This is a genomic window from Micromonospora psammae, assembly GCF_036902725.1.
Classification (GTDB): Bacteria; Actinomycetota; Actinomycetes; order Mycobacteriales; family Micromonosporaceae; genus Micromonospora.
The window spans coordinates 67,097-79,122 of the sequence record NZ_JBAKHM010000014.1 but is presented as its reverse complement, the minus strand read 5'-3'; the positions used below and the strand labels follow the sequence as shown (position 1 = coordinate 79,122).

At 70.2% G+C, this 12,026-nt stretch carries 12 protein-coding genes and 1 tRNA gene; 3 read left to right on the top strand and 10 right to left on the bottom strand.

Annotated features, from left to right (window positions below; genetic code table 11):
* Positions 1-128 precede the first annotated feature (128 nt).
* The 9 genes from V6U79_RS17910 to V6U79_RS17870 form a co-directional block, all read right to left on the bottom strand.
* The gene (locus V6U79_RS17910) at positions 129-938 is read right to left on the bottom strand and encodes an amino acid ABC transporter ATP-binding protein (protein ID WP_334522669.1); all 810 of its coding nucleotides are present in this window, start codon (positions 936-938) and stop codon (positions 129-131) included.
* A complete protein-coding gene (locus V6U79_RS17905) occupies positions 935-1,912 on the bottom strand; it encodes an amino acid ABC transporter permease (protein ID WP_334522668.1) in 978 nt (325 codons plus the stop codon). Before V6U79_RS17905 ends, V6U79_RS17910 begins: the two co-directional genes overlap by 4 nt.
* Positions 1,913-1,914: 2 nt before the next feature.
* Positions 1,915-2,826, bottom strand: a complete 912-nt coding sequence (locus V6U79_RS17900) for an ABC transporter substrate-binding protein (protein WP_334615244.1) — start codon at positions 2,824-2,826, stop codon at positions 1,915-1,917.
* A 37-nt stretch (positions 2,827-2,863) separates the two neighbouring features.
* The gene (locus tag V6U79_RS17895; RefSeq protein ID WP_334522664.1) at positions 2,864-3,574 is read right to left on the bottom strand and encodes an ABC transporter ATP-binding protein; all 711 of its coding nucleotides are present in this window, start codon (positions 3,572-3,574) and stop codon (positions 2,864-2,866) included.
* Positions 3,564-4,409, bottom strand: coding sequence for an ABC transporter ATP-binding protein (locus V6U79_RS17890; protein WP_442933289.1), 846 nt, complete (start codon positions 4,407-4,409; stop codon positions 3,564-3,566). The genes V6U79_RS17895 and V6U79_RS17890 overlap by 11 nt, the downstream gene beginning before the upstream one ends.
* On the bottom strand, positions 4,402-5,511 hold the full coding sequence (locus tag V6U79_RS17885; protein WP_334522662.1) for a branched-chain amino acid ABC transporter permease: 1,110 nt from the start codon (positions 5,509-5,511) through the stop codon (positions 4,402-4,404). Before V6U79_RS17885 ends, V6U79_RS17890 begins: the two co-directional genes overlap by 8 nt.
* Positions 5,508-6,458: a branched-chain amino acid ABC transporter permease gene (locus V6U79_RS17880; RefSeq protein ID WP_334522660.1), complete on the bottom strand. Its 951-nt coding sequence runs from the start codon at positions 6,456-6,458 to the stop codon at positions 5,508-5,510. The genes V6U79_RS17885 and V6U79_RS17880 overlap by 4 nt, the downstream gene beginning before the upstream one ends.
* A gap of 106 nt (positions 6,459-6,564) precedes the next feature.
* The gene (locus V6U79_RS17875) at positions 6,565-7,725 is read right to left on the bottom strand and encodes a branched-chain amino acid ABC transporter substrate-binding protein (protein WP_334615243.1); all 1,161 of its coding nucleotides are present in this window, start codon (positions 7,723-7,725) and stop codon (positions 6,565-6,567) included.
* Between the two features lie 904 nt (positions 7,726-8,629).
* Positions 8,630-9,250 carry an ANTAR domain-containing response regulator gene (locus V6U79_RS17870; protein ID WP_334615242.1) on the bottom strand — a complete coding sequence of 207 codons (621 nt, stop codon included), beginning with the start codon at positions 9,248-9,250 and terminating at the stop codon, positions 8,630-8,632.
* Between the two features lie 93 nt (positions 9,251-9,343).
* Here V6U79_RS17870 and V6U79_RS17865 point away from each other — a divergent pair.
* Positions 9,344-9,420, top strand: a tRNA-Leu gene (locus tag V6U79_RS17865).
* A 31-nt stretch (positions 9,421-9,451) separates the two neighbouring features.
* Positions 9,452-10,201: a transcriptional regulator gene (locus V6U79_RS17860; RefSeq protein ID WP_334615241.1), complete on the top strand. Its 750-nt coding sequence runs from the start codon at positions 9,452-9,454 to the stop codon at positions 10,199-10,201.
* Positions 10,202-10,281: 80 nt separating this feature from the next.
* Here V6U79_RS17860 and V6U79_RS17855 read toward each other — a convergent pair whose 3' ends face one another.
* Entirely contained in the window at positions 10,282-11,457 is a 1,176-nt protein-coding gene (locus V6U79_RS17855) for a trans-sulfuration enzyme family protein (RefSeq protein ID WP_334615240.1), read from the bottom strand.
* 83 nt (positions 11,458-11,540) lie between these two features.
* Between V6U79_RS17855 and V6U79_RS17850 the strand changes: the two genes are divergently transcribed.
* Positions 11,541-12,020, top strand: a complete 480-nt coding sequence (locus V6U79_RS17850) for an Lrp/AsnC family transcriptional regulator (RefSeq protein WP_334615239.1) — start codon at positions 11,541-11,543, stop codon at positions 12,018-12,020.
* The last annotated feature ends 6 nt before the right edge of the window (positions 12,021-12,026 follow it).

Genomic DNA, 12,026 nt, shown 5'->3' with positions numbered 1-12,026 from the left:
CCCCCGACAGCAGCCGCTGCGACATCGCCCACGCCGGCCGCGGGGGTGCACCCGGCGCCGTGGTGGTCGTCGGACGACCGGTGGACGGCGTCCCGGTGCGGCCGGACGGCCGCACCGGGAGCACCGGTTCAGAGCACCTTGGCCAGGAACGCCTTCGTCCGGTCGTGCCGGGGGTTGGCGATCACCTCGCGCGGGTTGCCGGACTCGACCACGACGCCGCCGTCCATGAAGACCAGCTTGTCGCCGACCTCACGGGCGAAGCCGATCTCGTGGGTGACCACGATCATCGTCATGCCGTCGCGGGCCAGGTCCTTCATCACGTCGAGCACCTCGCCGACCAGCTCCGGGTCGAGCGCGCTGGTGGGCTCGTCGAAGAGCATCAGCTTCGGCTGCATCGCCAACGCCCGGGCGATCGCCACCCGCTGCTGCTGACCGCCGGAGAGCTGGCCGGGATAGTTGCCGAGCTTGTCGCCCAGCCCCACCCGCTCCAGCAGGGCGGCGGCCCGGTCCCGGGCGGCGGCCTTCTTCTCCCGGCCCAGCAGCACCGGCGCCTCGGCGACGTTCTGCAGGGCGGTCATGTGCGGGAAGAGGTTGAACCGCTGGAACACCATGCCGATCGCACGACGCTGGGCGGCCACCTCCTTCTCCCGCAGCTCGTGCAGCTTGCCGCCGCGCTCCCGGTAGCCGATCAGTTCGCCGTCCACCCAGATCCGACCGGCGTTGATCTTCTCCAGGTGGTTGATGCAGCGCAGGAAGGTCGACTTGCCGGAGCCGGAGGGCCCCAGCAGGCAGCACACCTCCCCGGAGCGGACCTCCAGGTCGATGCCCTTGAGCACCTCGATCGAGCCGAACGACTTGTGCACCTGCTCGGCCCGGACCATCATGCCGTCGCCCGCCGTCGTCGCGCCGGCCTGCGCCGGAGTCGTCACGCCGGTCATTCGCCCCCCGCCCCTCCGGTAGCGCCGCCGCCACCGACCGCCATGCCCCGCAGTTTGGTCTTCGCCTGGCTGCTGCGATCGAAGCCCTTGGAGAAGTGCCGCTCCAGGTAGTACTGGCCGACCAGCAGCACGCTGGTCAGCAGCAGATACCAGATGGTCGCCGCGACCAACATCGGGAAGACCTGGAAGGTCCGGCTACCGACGGCCCTGAGCTGGAAGAACAACTCGGCGGAGACCGGCACGAAGGCCACCAGCGAGGTGTCCTTGAGCATGGCGATGGTCTCGTTGCCGGTCGGCGGGACGATCACCCGCATGGCCTGCGGCAGCACGATCCGGCGCAGGATCTGGCTCCGGCGCAGGCCGAGGGCCTGGGCGGCCTCGGTCTGCCCCTCGTCCACCGACTGGATCCCGGCCCGGACGATCTCCGCCATGTACGCGGCCTCGGACAGGCCCAACGCCAGCATGCCGGCGACGAACCCGGTGAGGATCTCCACCGCCGAGAACCCGAACAGCCGCGCCTCGAAGTCCTGCACACCGAAGAGCGCGCCGATCTGCCGGTCGAAGGGCAGCCCGAACTCGATCCGGGCCCAGAGGATGCCCAGGTTGCCGAAGAGGATCGCCAGCACCAGCCGGGGCACCGCCCGGAAGAACCAGGTGTACGCCCAGGAGACCCCGCGCAGGATCGGATTCTCCGACAGCCGCATGATGGCGATGACGACGCCCAGCCCGACGCCGATCAGCATGGCGGTCACGAGCAGCGCGATGCTGCCGCGCACCCCCTGCATGATCGGTGGCCGGAACATCTCGTCGACCATGAACGACCAGTTGAACGCCTTGTTCGTCACCAGCAGGTGGACGAACATGGCAACCAGCACCCCGATCACGGCGACGGCGAGCCACCGCCCGGGATGCCGCACGGGCACGGCCTGGATGGGTTCCGGCCGTGCCCGCTCGGTTGTCTCTGTTGCCGCCATGCTCAGCTGGCGGGGTTCAGCGCCGGGGTGGTGATGGCGCCGCCCTCGACGCCCCACTTCTTCAGCGCGCTCTGGTACGAGCCATCGGCGATGACCGCCTGCACGGCCTCCTTGAGCACCTCGGCGAAGGCCTGCTGGTCCTTCTTCACCGCGTAGCCGTACGGGGCGGCCTCGTAGATGTCACCGAGCAGCTCCAGCTGGCCGTTGCTCTGCTTCACCGCGTACGCCCCGACCGGGGAGTCGGCGAGCATGGCGTCGTCCTTGCCGCTGACCACGGCGGCGGTGGCGTCGCTCTGCGCCTGGTACTGGTCGATGGTGATCGCCGGCTTGCCGGCGTCGGTGCACTTCTTCGACCGGGCGGTGATGTCGTCGAGCTGCACGGTGCCGACCTGCACCGCGATCTTCTTGCCGCAGGCGTCGTTCGGGTCGATCTTGGCCGGGTTGCCGGCCTTGGTGGCCCACTGGGTGCCGGCGGAGTAGTAGCTGACCATGTTGACGCTCTTCAGCCGGTCGGCGTTGATGGTGAACGAGGAGACGCCGATCTCGTACTTGCCGGAGTCCACGCCAGGGAGGATCGAGTCGAACGGCGCCGCCTCGTACTGGGCCTTCAGGCCGAGCTTCTGCGCCACCGCGTTGAACAGCTCCACGTCGAAGCCGACGATCGTCTTGCCGTCCTGGTCCAGGAACTCATTCGGGGCGTAGGTCGAGTCGGTGCCGACCTTGATCACGCCGTCGGCCTTGATCGCGTCGGGCACCTTCGCGGCCAGCGCCGAGTCGGCGGCGGCGGTGACGGAGGGGCCGGCGCCCGGCTGCCCGGTGTTCTCCTTCGCGCCGCAGCCGGCGAGAGGGAGGGCGAGCAGCGCGGCGCCGGTGACGCCGAGGACGACCCGGCGGCCACCACTGGTGTTGAACATGTCGTTGCGCTCCTTGCGATAAGGGGTGGCGGTGCGGTCAGGCCACGCCGAGGTAGGCCTCTTTGACCGCGGGGTCGTGCAGCAGCTCGGCACCGGTGCCGCTCTTGACGATCCGGCCGGTCTCCAGCACGTACGCCCGGTGGGCCCGGGCCAGCGCCTGCTGGGCGTTCTGCTCCACCAGCAGGATGGTGGTGCCCTGCTGGTTGATCTCCGTGATGATGTCGAAGATCTGCTGGATCAGCATCGGCGCCAGACCCATCGAGGGCTCGTCGAGCAGCAGCAGCTTCGGCCGGCTCATCAGCGCCCGGCCGACGGCCAGCATCTGCTGCTCACCGCCGGAGAGGGTGCCGCCCGGCTGCTTGCGCCGCTCGGCCAGGCGCGGGAAGAGCTCCAGCACCCGGTTCAGGTCCTGCGCGATGCCGGACCGGTCCCGCCGGGTGTACGCGCCCATGTCGAGGTTCTCCAGCACCGACATGCCGGGGAAGATGCCCCGACCCTCCGGCGCCTGGCAGAGCCCACGCCGGACCCGCAGGTCCGCCCGGAGCTTGGTGATGTCCTCACCGTTGAACCGGATGCTGCCGCTGGCGACCGGCCGGATGCCGGAGATCGCCCGCATCGTGGTCGACTTGCCGGCGCCGTTGGCGCCGATCAGGGCGACGATCTCGCCCTCGTCCACCGTCAGGCTGATGCCGTGCAGCGCCTGGATCCGCCCGTAGAGCAGGCTCACATCGTCGATCTCAAGCAGCATCGTCCGGCACCCCCAGGTACGCCGCGATCACCTTCGGGTTGTCCCGCACCTCGGCGGGGAGCCCCTCGGCGATCTTCTTTCCGAACTCCAGCACGACGATCCGGTCGGTGACCCCCATGACCAGGCGCATGTCGTGCTCGATCAAGAGCACGGTCACGCCGGTGTCCCGGATCTGCCGGATGAGCTGGAGCAGTTCCTCCTTCTCCGCCGGGTTGAAGCCGGCGGCCGGCTCGTCCAGGCAGAGCAGCGCCGGGTCGGTGGCCAGCGCACGGGCGATCTCCAGCCGCCGCTGCTCGCCGTAGGAGAGGTTGCGGGCGAACTCGTGCATCCGCTTGCGGATGCCGACGAACTCCAGCAGGCGCTCGGCCTTCTCCCGACCCTCGCGCTCCTCCCGCCGGTGCCGCGGCAGCCGGAACAGCGCCGAGATCACGCTGGTCTTGTGGTGCGCGTCCGCGCCGACGAGGACGTTCTCCAGCGCGGTCATCTCCGGGAAGAGGCGGATGTTCTGGAACGTCCGCGCCATACCCATCTGGGTGATCTGGTGCCGCTTCTTGCCACTGATCTTCTGGCCGCGGAACCGGATCTCCCCCTGCGTGGGCTGGTAGATGCCGGTCATGGCGTTGAAGCAGGTGGTCTTGCCCGCGCCGTTCGGCCCGATCAGGCCGAGGATCTCACCCTTGTAGAGGGTGAAGTCCACCTCGTTGAGGGCCACCACGCCGCCGAAACGGAGCGTGACCTTGTCGACCTCCAGCAGCGGCTCACGCTGCGGAACCGTCTCCACTGCCGGCGCGCCGGCCTGCGCCGGAACGCCCGGCGTCTGTTCGGTGTCACTCACCGACGGTCACCTCCTTGCGACGATCCTTGAACTCCGCCGCGCGTCGCCGGTTCGGAATCAGACCCTCCGGACGGAAGATCATCATCACCACGAGCACCAGGCCGAAGAAGAGGAAGCGGTACTCGTAGAGCTCCACGCCGAACAGCTCGATGCCACGGAACCGCTCGATCATGTACGCGACCAGACCGCCGCCGACGATCGCCCCGACGATGTTGCCGGAGCCGCCGAAGATGACCGCGGCCAGGATGATGATCGAGTTGAGCAGCTCGAAGTTCTGCGAGTTGACGAAGTTCTGCTTGCCCGCGAAGAGCGCACCGGCCAGACCGGCGATCGCCGCGCCCGCCGCGAACGCCCACAGCTTGAACTTGAACGTCGGCACGCCCATGACCTGGGCGGCGTCCTCGTCCTCGCGGATCGAGATCCAGGCCCGGCCCACCCGGCTGTGCGTCAGGTTCCGCACCCCGATCACCACCAGGATGATCACCGTGAGCACCAGCCAGTAGTACGGCCGGGCGTCCAGCACGCCGAAGAACGGCTTGCCGTCGGCGTACTGGCCGGGCGGGTGCGGGATCTGGTTGAAGCCCCGCTGGCCCTTGAGGAACTCGGAGCTGACCGCCCCGATCCGGATCATCTCGGCGAAGCCGAGGGTGACCAGTGCCAGGTAGTCGCCGCGCAGGCGCAGCGTCGGCGTACCGAGCATCACACCGGAGACCATGGTCAGCGCGATCGCCACCGGCACCGCCAGCAGCCACGGCCAGAGCGTCTTCAGGTCGCTGCTCGGCGAGGTCAGCACCGCCACGGTGTACGCGCCGACGGCGAAGAAGCCGAAGTAACCGAGGTCGAGCAGGCCGGCGAAACCGACCACGATGTTCAACCCGACGGCCAGCAGCACGTAGATCGAGACGGTGAACATCACCTGCGTGAAGTTCGCACCGGGGGTCGGAATCGGCCCGAGGTACTGGTAGAACTCCTTGTTCGGCAGCGCGTAGAAGAACGCGATCACCGCGGCCAGCAGCGCCCAGCGCACCCAGCGCGGCGCTCCGCGCCACCGTTCCCCGGCCGCCTCGCGGCCGGAGCGCACCCTCTCCAGGACGGTCGTCATGCCCGTGCCCTCCCCAGCGATTCACCCAGCAGACCGGTCGGCCGGAACATCAGCAGCACCACCAGCAGCGCGAACGCCGCGAAGTCCTTCCACTCGCTGCCGAACAGGCCGGAGGCGTAGTTCTCCACCACGCCCAGCAGCAGGCCGCCGAGCAGGGCGCCCCGCAGGTTGCCGATGCCGCCGAGCACCGCCGCGGTGAACGCCTTGAGGCCGAGCAGGAAGCCGACGCTGTAGGTCAGGGTCTGGATCCGCACGTCGTAGAGCAGACCCGCGACGCCGGCCATGGTGCCACCGGCGATGAAGACCATCAGGATGATCCGGTCCTTGTTGACGCCCATCAGGGCGGCGGTGTTGGCGTCCTGGGCCACCGCCCGGATGCCGCGACCGACCCGGCTGCGGTTGATGAACATGTCCAGCCCGATCATCATCACCAGCGCGGCACCGAGGGTGAGCAGCTGGATGGCGTCGATCGGCGCCCCGAACAGGTGGAACAGCGGCTTGGGGCTGACGAGCTGCGGCGCGCCCTGCGGAAGCCGGCGGGTCCAGATGCCGAAGGCCTCGGAGATGGCGATCGACGCGCCGATCGCCGTGATCAGGAAGGCCAGCGGAGGCGCGTTGCGCTTACGCAGCGGCCGGTACGCCACCCGCTCGATCACCGTGGCGGTGCCCGCCGACGCGATCGCGGCGACGATCATCGCCACCAGCAGGTAGAACAGGATCGAACCGATGCCGGTGACCTGGGAGTTCTGGTCGAGGCCGAATCCGTTCCAGGTCCACAGCGCCGCGAACGCACCGGCGATGAAGACCTCGGAGTGGGCGAAGTTGATGAGTCTGAGCACGCCGTAGACCAGCGTGTAGCCCAACGCGACCAGGGCGTAGATCGCGCCCTGCGTCAGGCCGGTCGTGGTGAGTTCTCCGAAGTTGGAGAACAGTCCGTCGAAGTTCAAGGGAGGGACGCTCCATCGGGTCAGGACAGAAAAAGGGGATGCGGCCGGGAGCGAGCTCCCGGCCGCACCCGCGATCACAACTCAATCGCTGTAGCAGCGACCGGCATCAGGCCTTCGGGATCTCCTGGTCCGGGACGACCTTACCGCCCGTAACCTTGAACGCCCACACCTTGACCTGCGCCGGGTCCAGCTCGCCGCCCTCGACGAACTTGTAGTTCGCGGCGACGCCCTCGCCGCTGTAGCCCTTCACGAACTCCAGCAGACCCTCACGGGTGGTCTTACCCGCCTTGATACCGGCGAGCAGGATGTTCGCCGCGTCGTACGCGGTGTCGCTGTAGGTGCCCGGGTCGGTGCCGTTGAGCGCCTTGTACTCCTGGGCGAAGCTGCCGCGCGCCTCGGTGGCGGGCTGGCAGGGGCAGGTGAGGATGGTGCCCTCGGCCGCCGCCGCACCGGCGGAGGTGATGTAGGCGCCGTCGTTGACGCCGTCGCCGGCGACCAGCGGCGCGGTGACGCCGGCAGCGGTGAGCTGCTTGCGGATCAGGCCCGCCTCCTGGTAGTAGCCGCCGTAGAAGACCGCCTTGGCGCCCGAGGCCTTGACCTTGGTGACCACCGCGGAGAACTCGGTCTGCTTGCCCTCGCCCTGGACCTTGTCCGAGCCGACGACCGCCGGGCCGAGCACCTTCTTGACCTCGTCGGCCAGACCGGCGCCGTAGGCGGACTGGTCGTCGATGACGTAGACCTTGTCGGCCTTCATCACGTTCTTGATGTAGCTGCCGGCGGCCGGGCCCTGGCTGAAGTCGTTGCCGACCACGCGGAAGAAGGTCTTCCACTTCTGCTCGGCGAGGCTGGGCCGGGTGGCGGACGGGGTGATGGCGACCAGGCCGGCCTCGTTGAACAGCGGACCGGCGGCCTCGGACTCACCCGAGTAGGCCGGGCCGACGATGCCGAGGATCTTGGTGTCGTCGATGGCCTTCTGGGCCAGACCCGGCGCCTGGTCCGGGCTGCCCTGCGAGTCGAGCGCGACCAGCTCGACCTTGCAGTCGGCGTTCTCCTTGTTGTACTTGTCGACCGCCAGCTTGACGCCGTTGTTCTCGTTGATGCCGAGCGCCGCCGAGCTGCCGGTCAGCGCGCCGAAGAACGCGATCTTGTTGCCGCACTTGTCGCCACCGGCGGCGGTGTCGTCACCGCCGCTGGAGCATGCGGTGCCGCCGGCGACGAGCGCCAGCATGGCCGCTCCACCAATCACACGCGCGAGCTTCTGCCTCAAGGCCCGAACCCTCCTCCGTCCCATGGTTCGAACCACCCGCTGCTCACTGGCACTTGCGGGGGCGGACGAACCAGACCGTCGTCGCCGGTCTGGGGCCGGACGCTATCCCACCGCAGAGCCAGGATGAAAGCCCCGAGGGAGTGCGTTGACCGAACCGTTACACGGCGTGGCGGATCGGAAGCGATCGCTGTAAGAATCATCGGCTGTGAAGCTTCTTCACCTTTGATTCGTCGGTAACGGGTCAACCGGCAACGACCCGCTACCGATCGATGGTTGACAACGCCGCCCACCAGGCACGGGGCGCCTGACCGTCGTCGGCGACCACCAAGAATCGATCTTCCTGGCCGGCCGTCCCGACCGCCGCGTCCCCGGTGTCCGGTACCGCGCTCGGCATCGTCACCGTCCGCCACGAATCGCCCGAATCCGCGGAGAACCACAGTCCGTGACCACCACCGTCAGCGGTCACCGCCGCCAGCTGAGACCGTCCGCCGAGGCCCAGGCCACCGGCGCCGCTGCACCGGCCGGCAGGACCGCCCCCCACCACCAGCCACCCCGACGGTACGGCCACCGCGTCGTACCCGACCGTCCGACGGGGCGGGCGCCTCCCGCAGCGTCCCGTCCGACGCCTGCGACCACGTGCCGGTGCGCGGGTTGCCGTGCACCCCGCCGGTGCTCGCCCCGAGCCCCGCCAGCCGCCCGTCCCGGCAGGCCGCCGCGGCGAGCACGTGCCGCCGCCCTTGACCGCCTGCCGGGGCGTGCACCGTGACACACCCGGAACGCGCCAAATCGACGCCGGCCCCGGGAGCGGGTGCAGGCGGGTCCCGCCGGCGCCCGCGGGCGGGAGGGCGGCGAGCCGTGGCCTCCCCCGGCCGGGGCGTCGGCGTCGGGTGTTCGGGGTCCGGCGTCAGGAGGCCGGCAGGGCCACCTCGCCGCCGGCGGTCTCGGCGAGGATCCGCTCGGCGACCTCCTTCATGGTCATCCGGTGGTCCATCGCGGTGCGCTGGATCCACTTGAACGCCTGCGGCTCGGTCATCCCGTACGTCGTCATCAGGGCGCCCTTGGCGCGCTCGACGGTCTTGCGGATCTCCAGCCGGTCGGTGAGGCCGGCGACCTCCGCCTCCAGGGCGGCGATCTCGGAGTAGCGGGAGAGCGCGATCTCCACCGCCGGCACCAGGTCGCTCTTCTGGAACGGCTTGACCAGGTAGGCCATCGCGCCGGCCGCCCGGGCCCGCTCCACCAGGTCGCGCTGGCTGAAGGCGGTCAGGATGATCACCGGGGCGATCCGGGCGCCGGCGATCCGCTCGGCGGCGGCCAGCCCGTCCATGATCGGCATCTTGATGTCGAGGATGACCAGGTCCGGCTTCAGCTCCTCGGCGAGCCGGACGGCGGTCTCGCCGTCGCCGGCCTCGCCGACCACCTCGTAGCCCTCCTCGACCAGCATCTCGGCCAGGTCCAGTCGGATGAGCGCCTCGTCCTCGGCGATCAGTACGCGCCTGCGCTCGGCGTCCGTCTGCGTGTCGGCCACGAGCCACTCCCACCAGTCTGAGCCCGACACCCGCCGTGCCGGGTGTCGCCGCCTATAGCCTAGTAGGTAGTCTGTTAAGGCCGGATCACGGAAGCCCCTGTACTCCAACCGGAAGAGAGACGGAGCTCAAACCTCCGACAGTGTGGGTTCGAGTCCCACCGGGGGCACCAGACTGTCGCACGGACGCTCGAAGATGGCCGCGTGCATTCCCTTGAGATCCGCTCCCGCGCCCGTCAGCAGTACCTGGCCGGCAGCACGGTCGCCGAGGTCGCCCGCCGGTTCGGCCTGCCATATCCGACCGTTCGTCACTGGTGCGAAGATCGGCTCGAACCGAAGCGGCAGGGCAGCCAGGCGCGCTGCTTCCGCTGCCGGACCGACGTCGACAATCCGACAAAGCCCACCGCCTACGCGTACCTCCTCGGTCTCTATCTCGGTGATGGTCACCTGGTCACCACAGCCCGTGTGCCGGTGCTGCGGATCTACTGCGCCGATGCCTGGCCAGACCTGATCACGCTCTGCGACAAGGCGATGCGGGAGGTGCTGGCCGGTTCGGTTCAGCGGGTGCAGCGGCAGGGTTGTGTCACGCTGCAGAGCTACGGCGTGCACTGGCCATGCCTGTTTCCGCAGCACGGCCCGGGCAAGAAGCACGAACGGCCGATCGTCCTCGCCGACTGGCAGCGTCAGATCGTCGAGCGCCACCCGGGCGCCTTCCTGCGGGGCCTCTTCCACTCCGACGGCTGCCGGGTCAGCAACCGGGTCACCGTCCGCGGCAGGGCCTACGTCTACCCGCGCTACATCTTCAGCAACGAGTCCTCCGACATCATGGGCCTCTGCCAGTGGGCCCTCGACCTGCTCGGCATCGCCTGGAAGATGAACCGCCGCAACTGCCTCTCCGTCGCCCGACGGGAGGCGGTCGCGGTCCTCGACCGGCACGTCGGCCCGAAGTCGTGAGCCCGAGCTGACGGACCGCAGGCGAAGTACGGGTCGCACCGGCCGCCCGCGGCGAGCGTGCCAGGCACGGCGAGTGCCGGTCAGATCACCGCGAGCGCCCGCGCCAGGTCCGCCCGCAGGTCCTCCGGGTCCTCCAGACCGACGGAGATCCGCAGCAGTCCGCCGGACGGCTTCGCCGCCCCCTCCACCGGTCGGTGGGTGAGCGAGGCCGGGTGCTGGATCAGCGTGTCCACCCCGCCGAGCGACACCGCGTGCGTGATCAGCTTGCACGCTCCGGCGACCGTGGCCGCGGCGGTGGCGCCGCCGCGCACCTCGAAGGCGAGCAGGCTGCCGGTGCCGGACATCTGCCGGCCGACCAGCCCGGCCGGGTCGTGGACGACCGGGTGGTGCACCCGTTCGACGGCCGGGTGCCCGCAGAGCCAGAGGGCCAGCTTCTCGGCGCCGGCCTGCTGCGCGCGCACCCGCAGCGGCAGCGTCTGCAACCCCCGGTGCAGCAGGTACGCGCCGAGCGGGTGCAGCACGGCGCCGGTGACGGCGCGGACCTGACGCAGCCGGGCGGCCCAGCCGGTGTCGCAGGCCACGACGCCGGCGAGCACGTCGCCGTGACCGCCGATGCTCTTGGTGGCGCTGTGCAGGACGAGCGCCGCGCCGTGCCGGGCGGGCTGCTGGAGCACCGGGGTGGCGACGGTGTTGTCGACGAGCAGCGGGACGTCGCCGGCGGAGGCGGCGAGCGCGGCGATGTCGACCAGGTCGAGGGTGGGGTTGGCCGGGGTCTCGACGATGACGAGGGCGGTGTCGGGGCGGACCGCGGCGGCCACCTCGTCGGGGCGGGCCCAGCTGACCTCGGTGCCGAGCAGCCCGGTGGCGAGCACGTGGTCGGTGCCGCCGTAGAGGGGGCGGACGGCGACCACGTGCCGCTTGCCGTCCCGGACGGCGGCGAGCAGGGCGGCGGTGAGGGCGGCCATGCCGCTGGCGAAGGCGACGGCTTCGGCGGTGCCCTCGAGTTCGGCGAGGGCGGTCTCGAAGCGGGCCACGGTGGGGTTCCAGAGCCGCTGGTAGACGGCGCTGGCGCCGGGCGGGCGGGTACCGCCGGTGGCGAGCAGTTCGTACGCGTCGCCGCCGTCGCCCACCGAGGGCAGCGGGTTGGTGGTGGAGAGGTCGATCGGCGGCACGTGGACGCCGAGGCCCGCGAGATCGTCGCGGCCGGCGTGCACGGCCCGGGTGTCCACGGTCGTCATGGGCGAAGCGTCGAACATCAGCACGACGTGAGGCAATAGAGGCGCAGAAGATTCTTCAGTTGCGGCTTTTCTCCCCACCATATTCGGGGAAGGATGGCGTGATGGCCCCTGCACCGAACGATGTGCGGCGCTTCGCCGCGCTGGACGACGTCGACCGCGCGATCCTCACCGAGCTGGCCGTGGACGGCCGGCTGCCCAACAACGCCCTCGCCGAGCGGGTCGGGGTGGCCCCGTCCACCTGCCTGACCCGGACCCGGGCCCTGCGCGAGTGCGGGGCGATCCGGGGCTTCCACGCGGAGGTGGACCCGGCCGCGGTCGGGCTGCCGTTGCAGGCGCTGGTGTCGGTCCGCCTCACCGCGCACGAGCGGGCGGCGGTGGACGCCTTCCGGGCCCGGTCGGTGCGGCTGCCCGGAGTGGTGTCGGTGTTCCACGTCGCGGGCGCGGAGGACTACGTGCTGCACGTGCGGGCCGCGTCCGGCGACGCGCTGCGGGACTTCGTGCTCGACCACCTGGCGGTGGACCCGGCCGTGCAGCACACCCAGACCAGCCTGATCTTCGAGCAGGCACGCGGCGTGGGCTGACGGTGC